The sequence below is a fragment of the Microbacterium ulmi genome (assembly GCF_011759705.1).
Taxonomy (GTDB): Bacteria; Actinomycetota; Actinomycetes; order Actinomycetales; family Microbacteriaceae; genus Microbacterium; species Microbacterium ulmi.
The window spans coordinates 783,997-803,317 of record NZ_JAAOZF010000002.1; the positions used below are offsets into that span (position 1 = coordinate 783,997).

Below are 19,321 nucleotides of genomic sequence, written 5' to 3' on the forward strand. Positions count from 1 at the left end.
TAGCCTGTCAGCATGAGCGACGAGACATGGGTCTGGGCCATCGGCCTCGCGACGACGTCGGGCGACGGCACGGTCCTCGACACGTGGTACCCCGAGCCCCGGCTGGGCCGTCTGCCGCAGGGATTCGACCCCTCGATGCCCCCCGAGGACCTCGAACGACTCGCCGTCCCCGATGCCCGTCGAGCGGTCGACGTCGACGTCGTCGCGCTCGAGATCGACATCGCCGCTCCCCCGTCGACGACGTCCGACGCGTACCTGCGCCTGCACGCGCTGTCGCATCGGCTCGTCCGTCCCAACGAGGTCAACCTCGACGGCATCTTCGCCCACCTGCCCAATGTCGCCTGGACGACGGCCGGGCCCGTCCACCCCGACGATCTCGAGCGACTCCGCCCCTTCCTGCAGCGCGACGGCATCCAGGTCCAGGGCCTCGACAAGTTCCCGCGGCTGCTCGACTACGTCACGCCGCCCGGGGTGCGCATCGCGGACGCCTCGCGCGTGCGCCTGGGCGCTTACCTCTCTCCGGGCACGACCGTGATGCACGAGGGCTTCGTCAACTTCAATGCGGGAACCCTCGGTGCCTCGATGGTGGAGGGCCGCATCTCGCAGGGCGTCGTCGTCGGCGAAGGCAGCGACATCGGCGGGGGCGCGTCGATCATGGGCACGCTCTCGGGCGGCGGTGCACATCGCGTCTCGATCGGGGCTCGCTCGCTGCTCGGCGCCAATGCGGGCGTCGGCATCTCGATCGGCGACGACTGCATCGTCGAGGCGGGGCTCTATGTGACGGCAGGATCGAAGATCGTCCTCGCCGACGAGCCCTCCCGCCATGACGGCTCGCGACCGGTCGTGAAGGGCGCAGAGCTCTCCGGCCGGGACGGCATCCTGTTCCGTCGCAACTCGCTCACGGGGGCGATCGAGGCCGTGCGCCGCGCAGGCGTCGGGGTGACGCTCAACGAGGCGCTGCACGCCTGACCCGCACCGGAGCGTCAGGTGAAAACGAGCGACAGGACGAACGTCCACACGCACGTGAAGGCGAGCATCCCGAGGCTGTACCAGATCGACGCCCGCAGGATCTCCGCCTCGCGCCCTGAGAGCCCCACGGCACCGGCCGCGATCGCGATCGACTGCGGGGAGATCACCTTGGCGGTGTTGCCGCCCGCCGTGTTGGCGGCCACGAGCAGCACGGGGTCGACGCCGATGCGCTGAGCCGTCGCGACCTGGAGCTGCGCGAACAGCGTGTTGTTGTTGACGACCGATCCCGTGATGAAGACGCCGAACCAGCCGATGATCGGCGCGAAGAGAGGGAAGATCGGGCCGACCTCGGCGAGGGCCGTTCCGATGCTCGCCGAGCCGCCGCTGAAGTTCGCGATGTTCGCCAGCACGAGGATCGCCGCGATGAGCACGAGCGCGCCCCACAGCATCCGGATCGTCTCCATCAGCTCGTCGAACAGATCGGCGAGCTTGAGGGTCGGCATGGTGAAGAACGAGACGATGACCGCGAGAAGGATCGCCGTTCCCGTCGCGTTGATCGGCGTGAACCCCCACGTGTTCGAGATGGCCTCCCCTGCGGGCGTCGTGATCGCGCCGGTGACGCCGGGGATCGGAAGGCTGACGACGGCTCCCGACAGCGCACCGCCTGACGCGAAGAGGTCGCGGAACCACGGGATGCTCCACACGAAGATGAAGCCCGTCAGGATGTAGAAGGGGCTCCACGCGACCAGGATCTCGCGCACGCTGTGGCGGTGCGGCTCGGGCGCTGCGCCGCCGTCTTCGCGGAAGATGCGCCTGGGCTGCCAGTACCTGCCGAGCACGAAGAGCGCGACCATCGCAGCGAGGCCGGACCCGATGTCGGCGAGCTCGGGTCCCAGGAACCAGAGGACGCTCGCCTGCACGCCGCTGAACACGACGGAGACGACGAGCGTCGCGGGCCAGGTCTCGCGCAGGCCGCGCCACCCGTCGAGGATCGCGACGACGAGGAACGGCGTGATGAGGGCGAGGGGCTGGATGAGCAGAACCAGCATGCGCGAGAGCTCGAGCACGTCGACGCCGCCCACCTGCGCTCCGATGATGACGGGGATGCCGATCGCGCCGTACGCCCCGGCCGCCGCGTTCGCGACCAGGCTGATCATGGCCGCCTTGACCGGGCGGAATCCGAGCTGCACGAGAAGGGCCGCGCAGATCGCGATCGGCACGCCGAAGCCCGCCGCGCCCTCGAGGAACGCGCCGAACGCGAACGCGATCAAGAGGACCTGGATGCGCTGGTCGGGCGAGATCCCGCCGATCGATGCGCGGATGACGTCGAAGTGGCCGCTCGCGACGGCGAGCCGGTAGAGCCACACGGCCATGACGATGATGTACGCGATGGGCCAGATCGCCGTGAGCAGGCCGAACAGCGCAGACCCCGCGATGCCGCCAGGCGGCATCTGGAACGCGAACGCCGCGACGACGATCTCCGCCACCACCGCGATCGCCGCCGCGATGAGGCCGTGAAGCTTGAAGGCGACGAGGCAGATCAGGAAGATCAGGATCGGCGCCGCGGCGACGACCGCGGAGACCCAGATGTTTCCGAACGGGTCGATGTCCTGGGTCCACACGATCGCGGCTCCGCCCTCCATGCCTGCGACGGAACCCCGCCGTCACGCATCACGATAGCGATGCGGCCGCGTGATCGGGAGTGGGTGCAGGGCGTGAAGGGTCGACCTGCACTGCGCCGCTCGCCGCGTCGCCGGCGAGCGATGAGCGGTCAGACCACGCCGGGGTAGTTGCGCTCGCTCGCGCCCGTGTAGAGCTGCTGCGGGCGCCCGATCTTCGTCTGCGAGTCTCGCTGCATCTCGGTCCAGTGCGCGAGCCAGCCGGGCAGGCGCCCGATCGCGAAGAGGACCGTGAACATGCGCGTGGGGAAGCCCATCGCCTTGTAGATGACGCCCGTGTAGAAGTCGACGTTCGGGTAGAGACGACGCTCCTTGAAGTAGTCGTCGTTGAGGGCGAGCTCTTCGAGCTCCTTCGCGAGCTCGAGAAGCGGATCGTGCACGCCGAGCTCCGAGAGGATCTCGTCTGCGGACTCCTTGACGAGCTTCGCGCGCGGGTCGTAGTTCTTGTAGACGCGGTGTCCGAAGCCCATGAGCTTGACGCCGTCTTCCTTGTTCTTGACCCGCTCGACGAAGCGCTGGACGCTCTCGCCCGAGTCGCGGATCTGCGCGAGCATGTTCAGCACCGCCTCGTTCGCGCCGCCGTGGAGGGGTCCGTACAGGGCGTTGATGCCCGCGGAGATCGACGAGAACTGGTTGGCACCCGTCGACCCCACGAGCCGGACGGTCGAGGTGGAGGCGTTCTGCTCGTGGTCCTCGTGGAGGATCAGCAGCCGCTCGAGCGCGCGCGACATGACGGGATTGATCTCGTAGGGCTCGCTGAGGACGCCGAAGTTCAGCTTGAGGAAGTTGTCGACGAACCCGAGCCCGTTGTCGGGGTACAGGAACGCCTGTCCGATGCTCTTCTTATGCGCGTAGGCCGCGATGACGGGAAGCTTCGCGAGAAGGCGGATCGTGTTGAGCTCGACGTGCTCGGGGTTGCCAGGGTCGGACTGGTGCTCGTAGTACGTCGACAGGGCTGCCGTCGCCGAGGAGAGCACCGACATGGGGTGCGCCGTGTGCGGGAGCGACGAGAAGAACCTCTTGAGGTCCTCGTGCAGGAGCGTGTGGCGGCGGATCCGGTTGTCGAACTCCTCGAGCTCGCTCGCAGACGGCAGCTCCCCGTAGAGCAGCAGCCACGCGACCTCGAGGTACGTGCTGTTCTTCGCGAGCTGCTCGATGGGATAGCCGCGGTAGCGGAGGATCCCCTTGTCGCCGTCGATGAAGGTGATCGCCGACTTCGTCGCCGACGTGTTGACGAACCCGTAGTCGAGCGTCGTGTGGCCCGTCTGGCGCGTGAGCGTCGAGATGTCGATGCTCGGCACGCCGTCGGTACCTCGCAGGAGCGGGAGCTCGGCGGTCCTGCCGCCGACCGTCAGAGTGGCCTTCTCCTGCTGCGCGCCCGCATCGCTCACGGCGCCTCCTCGCGATTCCTGGTGGGTTCGGGGGGTCATGACCCCAGCGGACCGGTGTTCCGCCCGGGACCTGCACAGGGGGACGGATGCCGGCATCCTGCGCTGTTACAGCCTAATGGCCGCAGAAGGCTACCGCGGACACGGCCAAAGGCCATGGGATCCGGGTGGAGGAAACCTCCGGATCACGCCGTTCGGGAGGCGCCGCGCAGACGCTCGGCGGCTGCCGCGATGCGCTCGTCGGTCGCCGTGAGCGAGAGGCGCACGTGCTGCGGGAAGAAGGGTCCGTAGAAGACGCCGGGACCCGCGAGGATGCCGAGATCGGCGAGCCTCGCAAGGCTGTCCCACGCCTCGCGGCCCTCCGTCGCCCAGAGGTACAGACCCGCTTCGCTGCGATCCACGCGGAAGCCCGCCGCCTCCAGCGCGGGCTTCAGGATGCCGCGACGCGCACGGTAGAGCTCCTTCTGCGCAGCGACGTGCGAGTCGTCGCCGAGGGCAGCGACCATCGCGGCCTGCACGGGCCCCGGCAGCATGAGACCGAGGTGCTTGCGCGCCGCCAGCAGCCGCGCGACGAGCACGGGATCCCCCGCGAGGAAAGCCGCGCGATAGCCGGCCAGGTTCGACTGCTTGCTCAGGGAGTAGACGGAGAGGATGCCGGTCACGTCCGCGCCCGCGACCCGGGCATCGAGCACGGACGGGATGGGCTCGGCATCCCACGGAGACTCCCAGCCCAGCTCCGCGTAGCACTCGTCGCCCGCGAGGACGGCGCCGAGCTCGCGCGCGCGCGCCACCGCGATCCGGAGGGCTGCGGCATCCCACACCCGGCCGTCGGGGTTGCCGGGCGAATTGATCCACACGAGCTTCGTGCCGTCGGGCCAGTCCGCGGGGTCGTCCGCGGCGAGCGGCGTCGCCCCCGCGACGCGCGCGCCGACCTCGTACGTCGGATACGCGGCCCTGGGGTGGACGACGATGTCGCCTGGTCCGAGATCGAGGAGCGTCGGAAGGAGCGCGACGAGCTCCTTCGAGCCGATCGTCGGGAGGACCTGGTCGGGGGTGAGGCCGACGACACCGCGGCGGCGCGCGTACCAGTCCACGACGGCCTCGCGCAGCGCGGGGGTGCCGACCGTCAGCGGATAGGCGTGCGCATCGGTCGCGGCGGACAGGGCGTCGCGGACCACGGCCGGCGTCGGGTCGACGGGCGAGCCGATCGACAGGTCGACGAGTCCGCCGGGATGCGCCTTGGCACGCGCCGCATAGGGAGCGACGGCATCCCACGGGTAATCGGCGAGGTCACCGACTCCCACGTCAGTGGTCCTGCGGAGGCAGAGCCGCGATGATCGGGTGGTCCTTGTGGATGACCCCGACCTTGGCCGCGCCGCCGGGCGAGCCGATGTCGTCGAAGAACTCGACGTTGGCCTTGTAGTAGTCCTGCCACTCGTCAGGCAGGTCGTCCTCGTAGTAGATCGCCTCGACAGGGCACACGGGCTCGCACGCCCCGCAGTCCACGCACTCGTCCGGGTGGATGTACAGCGACCGCTCGCCCTCGTAGATGCAGTCCACAGGGCACTCGTCGATGCAGGCCCGGTCCTTCACATCCACACACGGCAGAGCGATCACGTACGTCACGCACTCAGTCTAGCCGCCGGTCGGGACCCGCATCCGCTCGGGCCAGGCCACGACGACCGCGACGACGAGCGGGACGGCGATGGTCCACACGACGCCGGGATTGAACTGACCCTCGGGCACCTGCGGCACGATGACCGACCCGCCTGGCCCCTGGCCCGAGAACACGAGCGTCGCCGTCATGATGCCGAGGCCCGTCGCGAGCGCGGCCCACCTGTCGGCCGTGAGCAGACGCACGGCGACCAGCAGCGCCGCGCTGCCGACCACGGCGACGACGAGCCCGAGCGGGAGCCATCCGAGCGCGAACGACTGGGCGATCGTCCCGGCGAGACCGTACACGGCGCCCACGACGAAGGCGACGACCCATGTTCCGATGCGCACCGGCTGGATCGAGGTCACTCCCCCACTGTAGCCGCCGGTCGACTCACGCCGCCCAGCCCCACAGCCGCAGCAGGGCCGCGACGAGAGCCGCTGCCGCGACCACGACGAGGAACGGCGCGCGCAGGAGCAGGAGCCCCGCCGCGACGAGGACGGCGGGGATGCGCGCATCGACGACGATCGCCTGGCCGTCGCCCAGCGTCTGGACCGCGACGAGCGCCGCCAGCAGGGCGACGGTGAGCAGGTCCGCGATGCGGGAGGGCCGGGGCGCCTCGAGCACTCTGGGCGGCACGAGGTATCCGAGGGTCTTGAAGGCGACGCAGACGATCGCCGCGATCAGCACAGCGTTCCACAGGGTCACGGCAGCCCCTCCCGCTCGGGGACGTCGTCCGGCTCGGGCGCCGTCGGCTCCCGCGGATCAAGGTTCGGGTGCCCGAGCCAGTTGACCCATCCCACGACGATCGCGACGAGAGCCGCGACGAGGACGGGAAGCCCCGGAAGGAGGACGGGCGTGAGGATCGTCGCCACCGCCGCGGCCGCGAGACCGACCGCGATGGGCTGGCGCTGCCGCAGCCGTGGCCACAGGAGTGCGAGGAACGCGGCGGCGGCCGCGGCATCCAGTCCGTATGTCTTGGGGTCGCCGAGGACGTCGCCCAGGAGCGCCCCGGCGAGCGTCGACAGGTTCCAGCCCACGTAGATGCCCAGGCCCGTGATCCAGAACCCGACCAGACGCGCGCGCCGCGTCGACTGCGCGAGCGAGACGGCCGTCGACTCGTCGATCGTGAACTGCGCGGCCGCGGCTCGGCGCCAGAACCCCGTCCCGATGACGGGCGACATGCGCATGCCGTACGCGATGTTGCGCACACCCAGGAGGGATGCCGACGCGATGGCGGCGGGGGCCGCGGCGAGACCGCCGGCGCCGATGACGCCGACGAAAGCGAACTGCGATCCGCCCGTGAACATGAGCAGGCTCAGGACGCACGTCTGCCAGACGTCGAGCCCCGACGCGACCGAGAGCGCGCCGAACGACACCCCGTACGCGCTCGTCGCGAGGGCGACGCCGAGCCCCGACCGCGCGGCGCGGCGTGCCTCGTCGGCGGGATCGGGCACGGAGGTCACCCGATCGAGCCTACCGAGCGAGGCAGCGCGGCATCCCGTGCCACCCGTGCGCGAGTGGCTCTACGCGTTGGCGTCCTGGCGCTTGAGACGGCTCGCGGCGCGGCCGCGCTCGGTCGCGTCGAGGACGACCTTGCGGATGCGGACGATCTCAGGCGTCACCTCGACGCATTCGTCGTCGCGGGCGAACTCGAGGCTCTCCTCGAGCGAGAGCTGCCGAGGCGGAGTCATCGATTCGAACGTGTCGGCCGTCGACGAGCGCATGTTGGTGAGCTTCTTCTCCTTGGTGATGTTGACGTCCATGTCGTCGTTGCGGGAGTTCTCGCCGATCACCATGCCCTCGTACACCTCCTGCGCGGGCTGCACGAAGAACGACATCCGCTCCTGGAGCGCGATGATCGCGAAGGGCGTCACGACGCCGGAGCGGTCGGCGACGATAGAGCCGTTCTGGCGCGTCACGATGGAGCCGGCCCAGGCCTCGTAGCCGTGCGAGATCGCGTTCGCGATGCCCGTGCCCCGCGTCGTCGTCAGGAACTCCGTGCGGAAGCCGATGAGCCCGCGGCTCGGCACGACGAACTCCATCCGCACCCAGCCCGTGCCGTGGTTCGTCATGGTCTCCATGCGTCCCTTGCGGGCTGCGAGCAGCTGCGTGATCGCGCCGAGGTACTCCTCGGGAGCGTCGATCGTGAGGTGCTCGAACGGCTCCTGGAGCTGTCCGTCCACGCGGCGCGTGACGACCTGGGGCTTTCCGACCGTGAGCTCGAAGCCCTCGCGGCGCATGTTCTCGACGAGGATCGCGAGAGCGAGCTCGCCGCGGCCCTGCACCTCCCACGCGTCGGGGCGTCCGATGTCGACGACCTTGAGCGAGACGTTGCCGACGAGCTCACGGTCGAGGCGGTCCTTCACCATGCGGGCCGTGAGCTTGTGGCCCTTGACCTTGCCCACGAGCGGCGACGTGTTCGTGCCGATCGTCATCGAGATCGCGGGGTCGTCGACGTGGATCGCGGGGAGCGGCCGCACGTCCTCGGGGTCGGCGATCGTCTCGCCGATCGTGATCTCCTCGATGCCGGCGATGGCGACGATGTCGCCGGGGCCCGCCGACTCCGCGGGATAGCGCTCGAGCGCGCGCGTCTTGAGCAGCTCCGTGATGCGGGCGTTCGAGTGCGAGCCGTCGTGTCGCACCCACGCGACCGTCTGGCCCTTCTTGAGCGTTCCGTTGAAGACGCGCAGCAGCGCGAGGCGACCCAGGAACGGGCTCGAGTCGAGGTTCGTGACCCACGCCTGCAGGGGAGCCTCGTCGTCGTACGCGGGTGCAGGCACGTGCTCGAGGATGGCCTCGAAGAGCGGCTCGAGATCGGGGTTGTCGGGGAGCTCGCCGTTCTCAGGGCGAGTGCGGGATGCCGCGCCCGCGCGACCGGACGCGTACACGACCGGCACGTCGAGGAGCGCGTCGACGTCGAGGTCGGGAACGTCGTCGACGAGGTCGGATGCGAGGCCCAGGAGCAGGTCGTGCGCCTCCTCCTCGACCTCGGCGATGCGCGCGTCGGGGCGGTCCGTCTTGTTGACGAGCAGGATGACGGGGAGCTTCGCCTCGAGCGCCTTGCGCAGAACGAAGCGCGTCTGCGGCAGGGGGCCCTCGCTCGCGTCGACCAGGAGCACGACGCCGTCGACCATCGACAGGCCTCGCTCGACCTCGCCGCCGAAGTCGGCGTGACCCGGCGTGTCGATGACGTTGATCGTGACGGGAGCGTCGGTGTGGATGCCGCTGTACGTGATCGCCGTGTTCTTGGCGAGGATCGTGATCCCCTTCTCGCGCTCGAGGTCGTTCGAGTCCATCGCGCGCTCTTCCATGTGCTCGTGCGAGCCGAAAGAGCCGGTCTGGCGGAGCATCGCGTCGACGAGCGTCGTCTTGCCGTGATCGACGTGCGCGACGATCGCGACGTTTCGGAGGTCCGGACGGAGGGCGCGCGCCATGAGAGGGTCCTTGCGATGCGGGGAGGTGCCGGGATGCCGGCATCTCAGTTTATCGCAGGTCCCGTGCCCAGAAGGCATGCCGTCCCTCGCCCGCGGGCGAGGGACGGCGAAACAGGAACGGGGCGGGACCCCGAAGGATCCCGCCCCGCCCCAGTGGTGATTACTTGAGGTAACCGACCAGCGACCAATCGGTCGACTTGAACGTCGCCGTTCCGAAGTTCGCCAGGCCCTTGTCGGTCGCGACGACCTCAGGGTAGGGGTAGATCGGAACCATCGGCAGGTAGTCCGCGATGACCTCGTTGATCTCCTGAGCGATCTCGATGCGCTTCGTCTCATCGAGCTCCTTGTTCGCCTTCTCCCACAGCGGGCCGAGGCGGTCGTCGGAGATGAACGCGTAGTTGTAGCCGTTCTCGTCGCCGAACTCCATCTCGGGGTAGAACACGGGCTGCGCCGACGAGATCGGGAACAGCGTGCCCTGCCAGCCGAACGTGACGGACTGGAACTTGCCCGCGCCGATGTTGTTGAAGTACTCCGCGCTCGGAACCTGATCGAGGGTCACCTCGATGTCCAGGGCCTTGAGCGAGTCCTGCACGCCGAGGGCGCGGTTGATGTTCGACTCCGTCCCGGCGGGAACGGTCACCGAGAAGGTCAGCGTCTTGCCGTCCTTCGTCCACTCGCCGTCCTCGTGCTTCCAGCCCGAGTCCTCGAGGAGCGTCGCGGCCTTGTCGAGGTCGTGCCCGATGATGTCACCGAAGTGGTCCTCGTAGCCTTCCTGGCCGGGCATGAAGATCCAGTCACCGGTCGTCGTCGCCGGGGCGCCGAGGGGCTCGTTGGCAACGCGGGCGATGAGCTCGCGATCGAGGGCCATGCCGACGGCCTTGCGGACGTTGACGTCGTCGAACGGTGCCGACTTGCCGTTGAAGGTGAGGTGGCTCCACGTCAGGCCGCCCGAGCGCTGGATGACGGCGCCATCCTTGCTCGTGGCCGTCTCGAGGGCATCAGGCGTCAGAATCTCCATGTAGTCGATCTCGTCGTTGGCGAAGGCCTGCGGCAGCGCCTCCTGCGCGATCACCTTGAACGTGATCGTGTCGAGCTTCGGCTTCTCGCCCCACCAGTTGGGGTTGGGGATGAGCGTGAAGATCTTGGCGTCGTTATCGATCTTGTCGAAGATGAACGGGCCGTTCGACGGCGCGGGCGCCGACGTGAAAGCGGTGTTGAAGCTGTTCACATCGCTCGCGACGGCCGCGGGCAGAGGCGGAGTCTGGAGCAGGTTCGGCCAGTCGGCGAAGGTCTCGGCGAAGGTCACCGAGAACTCGTAGTCGTTGGCGACGTCGACCGAGTCGATGGCCTGGAAGACGGCAGACGGGATCGTCTCATATCCGGACTCGGTGTCACGCAGCGCCGCGAACGTCGCTGCGTAGTCGTTCGCCGTGAGCGGCGAGCCGTCCTGCCAGACCGCATCCTCGTTGAGCTTGACGGTGACGATCTGAGGGTCCTCGCTGGTGAGCTCGACGCTGGTGGCGTAGTTCTTGTCCACCTGCCACGAGCCGTCCTCCGTGGGGATGACGAGGTAGCCGAGGGTCGGCTCCAGCACCTGCTGGACGTCGACGTTCTGGGCCGCGGCGTGGTTGGGGTTCCAGCTGCCCTCATCGGTCGGGGTGCTGGTGACGGCAAGGTTGAGCTCGCCACCGTCCGCGAGATCGCTCGCGGCCACCTGCTCATAGCCGACCAGCGGCAGCTGCTCCTGCGTCGGCGACTCGGACGACGACGTGTTGGGGGTCGATGCGCAGCCGGCGAGCAGGAGGGCTCCTACGCCGATCGCAGCAAGGCCCGCAAGTGCCGTGTTCTTGCGAATCATGTGCTTCTCTTTCTCTCGGAACTCCGCCGGGGCCGACGGAGTCGTTTCACCGTCAGCCGACGACGAGGACGTTGTCCTCGACGTGATGGCAGGCGACGTTCGCGCGGCCGAAAGGCCGCAGCGCGGGGTCCTCGCCGACACAGCGAGCCTGGGCACGCTCGTCGAGGAGGGGCTTGAGGGGGCAGCGCGTCCGGAATCGGCATCCGTCGATCCGCTCCGCAGGGCTGGGCAGGTCGCCGTCCAGCAGGACCCGCGCCCGCTCGCGCTCGATGACCGGGTCGGGGATCGGCGCCGCCGACATGAGCGCCTGCGTGTACGGATGCCGCGGCATGTCGAACACCTCGGCGATGGGACCGGACTCGATGATGCGCCCGAGGTACATGACGGCGACGTCGTCGGCGATCTGCCGCACGACGGCGAGGTCGTGCGCGACGAAGATCATCGAGAGGCCGAGCCGATCGCGCAGATCCTGCAGAAGGTTGATCACACCCGCCTGGATCGACACGTCGAGCGCGGAGACCGGCTCATCGAGCACGAGCACCTTGGGGTCGGTCGCGAGCGCGCGCGCGATGCCGATGCGCTGGCGCTGCCCGCCCGAGAACTCATGCGGGTAGCGGTCGGCCATCGACGGATCGAGCCCCACGAGCTCGAGGAGCTCGAGGACCTTGTCGTTGCGGGCGTCGCGCCCCACCCCGTGCGCGAGAAGCGGCTCTGCGATGACCTCGCTGATGGGCAGACGAGGATCGACGGCAGCGGCCGGGTCCTGGAACACGATCTGGATGTCGCGACGCAACGCCCTACGACCGCTCGCGCTGAGCTTCGCGACGTCCTTGCCCTCGAAGAGGATCTGTCCGCCCTGGGGCTTGGTCAGTTCCATGAGCTCGAGGATGGTCGTCGTCTTGCCGCATCCCGACTCGCCCACGAGCGCGAGCACGCGGCCGGGCTTGAGGTCGAAGGTCACCTTGTCGACCGCACGGACCGTCCCCACCTGCCGGCGGAAGACGCCGCCTCGGAAGAGCGGGAAGTGCTTCTCCAGCTCGGTCACGCGCACCGCTGCGTCGGCGGGCACGTCGGCCTTCTCCGTCTCGGGGAGGGCCGGCGGGCGCGGGAAGATCTCGGCGCGGCCGACGAGCCCCGTTGCGATCTCGCCTCCGCGGTGGCATGCGCTCAGGTGTCCGGGAATCGCGCTGTGGCCGGCCAGCTCGGGCTCGATCTCGCGGCACACGTCGAGCGCCGCCGGGCAGCGTGCGGCGAACGGGCACCCCTTCGGCAGTGCGTCCAGCGCGGGCGGTCGGCCTTCGAGGGGCACGAGCCGCTGCGTTCCGGCTGTGCGGATGTTGGGCACGGAGCGGAGCAGGCCGATCGTGTACGGCATCGACGGCTCGGAGAAGATCGTCCCGACGTCGCCCGTCTCGACGAGCTTGCCCGCGTACATGACCGCGACGCGGTCTGCGTGGCCGGCGACGACTCCGAGGTCGTGCGTGATGAGCGACACGGCGGCGCCCGTGAGCTCCTTCGCCTTCTCGAGCACCTCGAGGATCTGCGCCTGGATCGTCACGTCGAGGGCCGTGGTGGGCTCGTCGGCGATGATGAGGCGCGGATCGTTCGCGATCGCCATCGCGATCATGGCTCGCTGCCGCATCCCGCCCGAGAACTCGTGCGGGAAGGCGCGCACGCGCCGGTCCGGGTCGGGGATGCCCACGATCTTGAGCAGCTCGGCGGCGCGAGCCAGGGCGGCGGGCTTGCTGAGCTTCGCGTCGTGGAGGCGAAGAGCTTCGGCGATCTGGTCGCCCACCGTGTAGACGGGGGTCATTGCGGAGAGCGGATCCTGGAAGATGATCGCGAGCTCCTGGCCCCGGATGCGAGACAGCTCGCGGTCGTCCAGTTCGAGCAGGTTGTGCCCGTTGAACAGGATCTCGCCCTCGATCTTCGCCGTGTCGGGCAGCAGCCCCATCACCGCGAGCGACGACACCGACTTGCCCGAGCCCGATTCGCCCACGATCCCGAGGAACTCGCCCTCGTAGATCTCATAGCTGATGTCGCGGACGGCGTGAACGGAAGTGCCGTTGCCGGGGAACGTCACGGACAGGTTCTTGACCTGCAGCAGCGGCGTGCGGTCGACGCTGTCGAGCGGCTGTGCAGCAAAGGACAGGGTCTCAGCCACGGTTCACCCCCGACGTCGGGTCGATCGCGTCGCGGAGCGCATCGCCGATGAGGCTCAGACTCAGCAGGATCAGCACGAGGGTGCCCGCCGGGAAGGCAAACAGCCAGGGCCGGGTCGCGGCGGCCGTGTTGCCGTCTTCGATGAGTGTGCCGAGCGACACATCGGGTGCCTGCACGCCGAAGCCGAAGAAGCTCAGGGTGGTCTCGGAGAGGATCATCGCGCCGACGCCGAGCGCGGCGTCGATGATGAGGAGCGATGCGACGTTCGGGACGATGTGGCGCGTGACGACCGACCACGAGCCGAAGCCCATGTACCGGGCCGCCTTGACGAACTCCCGCTCGCGCAGCGAACGCGTCTGCGACCGGATCACTTGCGCCATGATCATCCACCCGAACAGAGCCAGGAAGAAGGTCATGACGATCCATCCGGCATTCCTGAAGAACGGGTACAGCAGCACGAGGATGAAGAAGGACGGCAGCACGAGGAGCAGGTCGATGACCCACGCGATCGCCTTGTCTGTGAACCCGCCGACGTAGCCGGCGATCGATCCGACGAGAGCCGAGAGGAGCGTCGCGAGGGGACCCGCCACGAAGCCGACGATGAGCGAGATCCGAAGCCCCTGCATGACGCGGGCGAAGATGTCGTAGCCCAGCGTGTCCGTGCCGAAGGGATGCTGCACGCTCGGGGGCTGGTTGAGCGCCGAATAGTCGCGCAGATCGAACGCGATCGGCCAGAGGAGCGGGCCGACGAGTGCCCACAGCACGATCGCGCCGAGCACGATCGCGCCGATCCAGAACCCGCGCGACCGGCGCAGCCGGTGCCAGATGATGCGGCCGCGGGATGCGGGCTTGCGGGCGGGTGTCTCAGTGAGCGGCAGTGCGGGGTCGATCTCGACCAGCGTCGCTTCCGTTGCGGTCATGTCATCGCCTCACTCTCGGGTCGAGGGCGGCATAGAGGACCTCGGACAGTGTCGAGGAGCACAGGATGAGGATCGCGACGAACAGCGTCGATCCTGCGACGGAGTTGATGTCGTTCTGGCGAACTGCTTGGATCGCCATCTCGCCCATCCCGTGCCACCCGAACATCAGCTCGAGGATGGCGGAGCCGGCCACCAGCGTGCCGAAGCTGTACGCGAAGAACGTTGACATCGGGATGAGTGCGACACGCACGCCGTGCCGCACGAGTGCTGATCCGCGCGTGCGGCCCTTCGCGCGAGCGGTGCGGATGTAGTCGGCGCCGAGGACGTCGAGCATCGCGTTGCGCTGATACCGGCTGTACGAGGCGCCAGCCGCGAGGATGAGCACGAACGTGGGCAGGATCAGGTGCGAGATCCGATCCCAGAACTGGGGCCAGAACGAGTCGGCCACTCCCGGCGAGTACTGCCCGCTGAAGTTGATCAGCTGGAACCCGAGCGCCTGATTGACGTTCGTCGCGACGATCATGAGGACGATGGCCATGACGATCGTCGGCGTCGCGATGACGAGGTACGAGAGGATCGTGACCACGCGGTCGCTGAAGCGGTATTGCCGCACGGCTCCCCACACGCCGAGGATGACGCCTACGATCGCTCCGACGATCGACCCGACGAGCAAGAGCTGGAGGCTCACACCGGCGCGGATCGCGATCTGAGCGGTGACGGGCTGGTAGCCGACCGTGAGGCCCAGCGAGCCCTCCGTGAAGATGTTGGTGAGCCATGTCCACGTGCGCTGCAGGAGCGGCACGTCGGGGTTGACGCCGAGCCTGTTGTAGATCGACTCGATCGTCTCCGGCGGTGCGGGGGGATTGCGAAGCAGGTACTCCCAGGCCGGATCGAGCCCGAGGCTTGCGAGCATGTACGCGAAGCACGCCGCAACGAGGGTGAGGACGGCGTAGTTGAACACACGTCGAATGATGTAGAGCGTCACAAGATGTCATGCCCCCAAAGGCTCGCGGCGACCGCGAGGTCACGCGGCACTTCTGGGTCGCGACTTCGCGACTGTGGTCAACCTTAACAACTCGCGAAGGATGAACAGACAACTTTGCCTGTTTTGTTTCCAGACGTTTACATTAGGAGCGCAAAAAGCCCAGTTGGGCCACGACAACGGCTGCGAGCACCAGTCCCACCGTCAACGGGATCGCGTCCCAACGGTGGCGCACGGGATCGCTCGATGGGACGGCTGCGGCGCGGGTCAACTCGATGACGTCGACGGCGTCGACCGTGCCGCGCTCATCCATCCGCGGGCCGCGCGCGCCTGGCCGGCGGGAGAAGGGCCCACCCCAGGCCGTCAGGGTCGACTCGTCGTCGAGCGTGAACACGATCTGCATACGCTGAGTCGCGTACTCGACGCGCGACCACGGCAGTTCGTGCACGCGTCCGATGTTGATCACCACAGCACGGTCCGCCTCGAGACGGATGCCTGGCCGCCACAGCAGCATCCACATCGCCCACACTCCGAGAAGAACAGGGGCGGTCGCGACCGCCACGACATCCCATCGGCCGCGCACGGCGGCATCCCCCACGAGCAGGACGGCGATGACGACCGCGGCCCAGAACGACACGAGCGACGAAGTCGCGCGCAGCGTCCGCACGGGCGGTCGCGCGCGGCCCCGTGGTGAAGTCGTCACGGCGCTCTAGAGTCCGCGGCCGAGCGGGATCGCGGCGCCCGGGATCGCGTCGAGAAGACGCCGCGTGTACTCCTGCGAGGGGTTCGCGAAGATCGCGTCGACCGTGCCCTGCTCGACGATGCGTCCCTTCTCCATGACGCAGACGTCGTCGGCGGCGACGCGCACGACGGCGAGGTCGTGCGTGATGAACAGGTATGTGAGGTCGAGCTCCTCCTGCAGCTGCGCCAGAAGCTGGAGGACCTGGTCCTGCACGAGCACGTCGAGTGCGGAGACCGCTTCGTCGAGCACGACGATGTCGGGCTTGAGCGCGAGCGCGCGCGCGATCGCGACGCGCTGACGCTGGCCTCCCGACAGCTCGCTGGGGTACCTCGTCGCGAGCGCCTGCGGCAGCGACACCTGGTCGAGGAGCTCTTTCGCTCGTGCCCGGCGCGACGCCTTGTCGCCCACGTTGTGGATGTCGAGCGGCTCGGAGATCGTGTTGCCGACGTTGCGGAGCGGATCGAGCGAGCCGTACGGGTCCTGGAAGACCGGCTGCATGCGCCGGCGCATCTCGAACGCCTGCTTCCTCGTGAGGCCTTCGATGTGGCGGCCGTCGATCTCGATCGTGCCGGAAGTGGGCTCTTCGAGCTTGAGCACCATCTTCGCGACCGTCGACTTGCCCGATCCGGACTCGCCGACGAGCGCGAGCGTCTTTCCTCGCGGGATCGCGAACGACACGGAATCCACGGCACGGAACGGCTCGCTGCGGAAGCCGCCCTGGCGGATCTTGTAGTCCTTCGTGAGATCCGTCACGCGCACGGCAGGAGGCGCGGCGGGGTCGACGTCGAGATCGATCCGCTCCCGCGAGGACGTCTGGATGCGCTGCGACGCGATGCTCGGCGCGGCCGTGACGAGACGCTTCGTGTACGGATGGATCGGGTTCTCGAGGATGATGCGGCTCGGACCCGCCTCGACGATCTCGCCGTCCTTCATGACGACGATCTTCTCGGCGCGCTCGGCGGCGAGGCCGAGGTCGTGCGTGATGAGGAGCACGGACGTGCCGAGCTCGCGCGTGAGCTTGGCCATGTGGTCGAGGATGACGCGCTGCACCGTGACGTCGAGCGCCGAGGTCGGCTCATCCGCGATGAGCAGCTTGGGGTCGGCCGCGAGCCCGATGCCGATGAGCGCACGCTGGCGCATGCCGCCGGAGAACTGGTGCGGGTACTGATGCAGACGCCGCTCGGCATCGCCGAGTCCGGCCTGCTTGAGCACCTCGATCGCGCGGGCCTCGACATCCCTCCGGCCCGAGGCGATGCCCGTCGCGCGGACCGCCTCCTTCACCTGGAAGCCGATGCTCCACACGGGATTGAGGTTCGACATGGGGTCCTGCGGGACATAGCCGATGTCGCGTCCGCGCACGCGCTCCATCTGCGACTTCGTGAGCGTCGTCAGCTCGCGTCCGTCGAGCGTGATGCTGCCGGCCGTCACATGGCCCGTCCCGGGGAGGAGGTTGACGATGGCCGAGGCCGTCGTCGACTTGCCGGAGCCCGACTCCCCCACGATGGCGACGGTCTCGCCCGGGAGCACGTCGAAGCTCACGCCGTGCAGGACCTCGTTGGTGCCCGACTGCGTGTCGAAGGCGACCCTCAGGTCGCGGATGCTCAGCAGGGGTGCGTCGGTGATGCCGCTCATCGGCGAGCCCTCGCTCTCGGGTCGAGGGCGTCTCGGATGAGCTCGCCCAGCAGGATGAACGCGAGCACCGTCAGGGTGAGCGCGATCGACGGGTAGATGAGTGCCATGGGAGCGACGCGGAGCGACTGCTGCGCCTGCGAGATGTCGTTGCCCCACGACATGACGTCGCTGCCGAGCCCGACGCCGAGGAAGGTCAGGGTCGCCTCCGCGACGATCGCCGCCGCGAGACCGATCGTCGAGATGACGAGCAGGGGTGCGATCGCGTTCGGCACGACGTGCGACAGGAGGATGCGGAACCGCGACTGGCCCAGGGCACGGGATGCCGTGATGAAGTCGGCCTGGCGCACCCTGAGCACCTCAGCGCGCACGACGCGCGCCGTCGACGCCCAGGCGAACCCGCCGATGGCGAGCGCGAGGGTGAAGACGTTCCGGAACTGCCAGAAGACGCTCATCACGACGACCGCCGCGAGGATGTAGGGGATCGAGAAGAAGATGTCGCCGATGCGCGAGAGCAGCGAGTCGAGCCAGCCGCCGTAGAAGCCCGCGAGCGCACCCATCACGAGTCCGATCGTCGAGCCGATGAGGGTCGCGAGCAGGCCGACCGCGAGCGAGGTCCGCGAGCCCCACACGATGCGCGCCCAGATGTCGCAGCCCTGGAAGGTGAAGCCGAGGGGATGCCCCTGCGCGGGACCGCCGTTGCTGTTGGCGAGCTGGCAGTTGGCGTTGGGCGGCGTCTGGGTGAACAGCGTCGGCCACACCGCCATCAGCAGGATGACGAACACGACCGCGAGTGCGAGCCAGAACGTCGGGCGCTTGCGCAGATCGCGCCACGCGTCCGACCACAGGCTCGTGGGCTTGGCGTCGACGCGGACCGCGTCGACCGCGATCGTCTCGTCTTTGACGGGGGCGACGAAATGCGTCGCGGCGGAGTCACTTGACATAGCGGATCCTCGGGTCGAGCAGACCGTAGAGAAGGTCGACGAACAGGTTGACGATCACGTAGATGATGACGAAGACCGTCACGAAGGAGACGATCGTCGGCCCTTCGTGGGCGAGCGTCGCGCGGAACAGCGTGTTGCCGACCCCGGGGACGTTGAAGATCGCCTCCGTGACGGTCGCGCCGACGAGCAGGACCCCGAAGTTCGTCGCGCTGTTCGTGATGACGGGGATGAGCGAGTTGCGCAGGACGTGCACGGGGATGACGCGGCGGCGCGGGAGGCCCTTGCTGTAGGCCGTGCGCACCCAGTCTTGATTGAGCGTGTCGATCACCGAGCCGCGCATGAGGCGCATGCTCGTCGCGTACAGGCTCACGCCGAGGACTATCGCCGGCAGCCAGAGATCACCCCAGTCGTTCTGCGAGCCGACAGTGGGCCGGAACCACCCGAGCTGGATCGCCAGGAAGTACTGCGCGATGAACGCGAGCACGAAGATCGGGACCGCGACGAAGACGAGAGCGATGACGAGCGAGACGTTGTCGAACACCTTGCCCTTGCGCAGAGCCGAGACCGTGCCGATGACGATCGACAGCGTGAACTCGATCGCGATCGCCATGATCGCCAGCCGGCCCGTGACCGGCAGCGTGCGCGCCAGAACGTCGTTGACCGACTGACCGGAGAACGTGACGCCCATGTTCCCCTGGAAGATGCCGGCGATGTAGAAGAAGTACTGCACGATGAACGGCTGGTCGAGGTGATACTGCGCACGCAGCGCGTCGAGCAGCTGCGGGCTCGGCGTCCTGTCGCCGAACAGCGCCAGGATCGGGTCGCCGGGCATCGCGAACACGAGGAAATAGATCAGCAGCGTCGACCCGAAGAACACGGGGATGACCTGCAGCAGACGTCTGAGGATGTAACCGAGCATCCGCTTTCCTTCCAGCTTCCGGCCGCGATGCGCACGT

17 protein-coding genes are annotated in these 19,321 nt (G+C 68.4%); 1 reads left to right on the plus strand and 16 read right to left on the minus strand.

The annotated features are described in order from the left end of the window. The first annotated feature begins 12 nt into the window (after positions 1–12). On the plus strand, positions 13–969 hold the full coding sequence (gene dapD, locus FHS08_RS16385) for a 2,3,4,5-tetrahydropyridine-2,6-dicarboxylate N-succinyltransferase (protein ID WP_167041639.1): 957 nt from the start codon (positions 13–15) through the stop codon (positions 967–969). Between the two features lie 14 nt (positions 970–983). On the opposite strand, the gene FHS08_RS16390 is transcribed toward dapD, so the two are convergent. The 16 genes from FHS08_RS16390 to FHS08_RS16465 form a co-directional block, all read right to left on the minus strand. After that, positions 984–2,612, minus strand: a complete 1,629-nt coding sequence (locus FHS08_RS16390) for an L-lactate permease (protein ID WP_208382583.1) — start codon at positions 2,610–2,612, stop codon at positions 984–986. A gap of 128 nt (positions 2,613–2,740) precedes the next feature. After that, positions 2,741–4,039, minus strand: a complete 1,299-nt coding sequence (locus FHS08_RS16395) for a citrate synthase (protein WP_167041641.1) — start codon at positions 4,037–4,039, stop codon at positions 2,741–2,743. A gap of 182 nt (positions 4,040–4,221) precedes the next feature. After that, on the minus strand, positions 4,222–5,340 hold the full coding sequence (dapC, locus tag FHS08_RS16400; RefSeq protein ID WP_167041644.1) for a succinyldiaminopimelate transaminase: 1,119 nt from the start codon (positions 5,338–5,340) through the stop codon (positions 4,222–4,224). 1 nt (position 5,341) lies between these two features. Continuing rightward, positions 5,342–5,662, minus strand: a complete 321-nt coding sequence (fdxA, locus tag FHS08_RS16405; RefSeq protein WP_167041647.1) for a ferredoxin — start codon at positions 5,660–5,662, stop codon at positions 5,342–5,344. A gap of 9 nt (positions 5,663–5,671) precedes the next feature. Further along, positions 5,672–6,058, minus strand: a complete 387-nt coding sequence (locus FHS08_RS16410) for a DUF6113 family protein (RefSeq protein WP_167041650.1) — start codon at positions 6,056–6,058, stop codon at positions 5,672–5,674. Between the two features lie 25 nt (positions 6,059–6,083). After that, on the minus strand, positions 6,084–6,398 hold the full coding sequence (locus FHS08_RS16415; RefSeq protein ID WP_167041653.1) for an AzlD domain-containing protein: 315 nt from the start codon (positions 6,396–6,398) through the stop codon (positions 6,084–6,086). Next, complete coding sequence (locus tag FHS08_RS16420) at positions 6,395–7,156, minus strand: AzlC family ABC transporter permease (RefSeq protein WP_167041656.1); 762 nt, start codon at positions 7,154–7,156, stop codon at positions 6,395–6,397. The genes FHS08_RS16415 and FHS08_RS16420 overlap by 4 nt, the downstream gene beginning before the upstream one ends. 60 nt (positions 7,157–7,216) lie before the next feature. After that, positions 7,217–9,127 carry a translational GTPase TypA gene (gene typA / locus FHS08_RS16425; protein ID WP_167041659.1) on the minus strand — a complete coding sequence of 637 codons (1,911 nt, stop codon included), beginning with the start codon at positions 9,125–9,127 and terminating at the stop codon, positions 7,217–7,219. A gap of 160 nt (positions 9,128–9,287) precedes the next feature. Then, the gene (locus FHS08_RS16430) at positions 9,288–10,985 is read right to left on the minus strand and encodes an ABC transporter family substrate-binding protein (RefSeq protein ID WP_167041662.1); all 1,698 of its coding nucleotides are present in this window, start codon (positions 10,983–10,985) and stop codon (positions 9,288–9,290) included. A 52-nt stretch (positions 10,986–11,037) separates the two neighbouring features. Beyond that, the gene (locus FHS08_RS16435) at positions 11,038–13,149 is read right to left on the minus strand and encodes a dipeptide ABC transporter ATP-binding protein (protein WP_341800451.1); all 2,112 of its coding nucleotides are present in this window, start codon (positions 13,147–13,149) and stop codon (positions 11,038–11,040) included. Continuing rightward, complete coding sequence (locus FHS08_RS16440) at positions 13,142–14,068, minus strand: ABC transporter permease (RefSeq protein WP_167041665.1); 927 nt, start codon at positions 14,066–14,068, stop codon at positions 13,142–13,144. Before FHS08_RS16440 ends, FHS08_RS16435 begins: the two co-directional genes overlap by 8 nt. A gap of 1 nt (position 14,069) precedes the next feature. After that, positions 14,070–15,029 (minus strand): ABC transporter permease, encoded by a 960-nt coding sequence (locus FHS08_RS16445; RefSeq protein WP_341800452.1) that lies wholly within the window; start codon positions 15,027–15,029, stop codon positions 14,070–14,072. A 166-nt stretch (positions 15,030–15,195) separates the two neighbouring features. After that, positions 15,196–15,753: a hypothetical protein gene (locus FHS08_RS16450; protein ID WP_167041671.1), complete on the minus strand. Its 558-nt coding sequence runs from the start codon at positions 15,751–15,753 to the stop codon at positions 15,196–15,198. Between the two features lie 6 nt (positions 15,754–15,759). Next, positions 15,760–17,424, minus strand: a complete 1,665-nt coding sequence (locus FHS08_RS16455; RefSeq protein WP_167041674.1) for a dipeptide ABC transporter ATP-binding protein — start codon at positions 17,422–17,424, stop codon at positions 15,760–15,762. Further along, positions 17,421–18,365 carry an ABC transporter permease gene (locus FHS08_RS16460; protein ID WP_167041677.1) on the minus strand — a complete coding sequence of 315 codons (945 nt, stop codon included), beginning with the start codon at positions 18,363–18,365 and terminating at the stop codon, positions 17,421–17,423. Before FHS08_RS16460 ends, FHS08_RS16455 begins: the two co-directional genes overlap by 4 nt. After that, a complete protein-coding gene (locus tag FHS08_RS16465; protein WP_167041680.1) occupies positions 18,355–19,284 on the minus strand; it encodes an ABC transporter permease in 930 nt (309 codons plus the stop codon). The genes FHS08_RS16460 and FHS08_RS16465 overlap by 11 nt, the downstream gene beginning before the upstream one ends. Positions 19,285–19,321 lie beyond the last annotated feature (37 nt).

Coding starts and splice junctions, on each gene's coding strand:
- dapD (WP_167041639.1), top strand. CDS start 13: ATGAGCGACGAGACATGGGTCTGGGCCATCGGCCTCGCGACGACGTCG.
- FHS08_RS16460 (WP_167041677.1), bottom strand. CDS start 18,365: ATGTCAAGTGACTCCGCCGCGACGCATTTCGTCGCCCCCGTCAAAGAC.
- FHS08_RS16390 (WP_208382583.1), bottom strand. CDS start 2,612: ATGGAGGGCGGAGCCGCGATCGTGTGGACCCAGGACATCGACCCGTTC.
- FHS08_RS16430 (WP_167041662.1), bottom strand. CDS start 10,985: ATGATTCGCAAGAACACGGCACTTGCGGGCCTTGCTGCGATCGGCGTA.
- FHS08_RS16465 (WP_167041680.1), bottom strand. CDS start 19,284: ATGCTCGGTTACATCCTCAGACGTCTGCTGCAGGTCATCCCCGTGTTC.
- FHS08_RS16455 (WP_167041674.1), bottom strand. CDS start 17,424: ATGAGCGGCATCACCGACGCACCCCTGCTGAGCATCCGCGACCTGAGG.
- FHS08_RS16440 (WP_167041665.1), bottom strand. CDS start 14,068: ATGACCGCAACGGAAGCGACGCTGGTCGAGATCGACCCCGCACTGCCG.
- typA (WP_167041659.1), bottom strand. CDS start 9,127: ATGGCGCGCGCCCTCCGTCCGGACCTCCGAAACGTCGCGATCGTCGCG.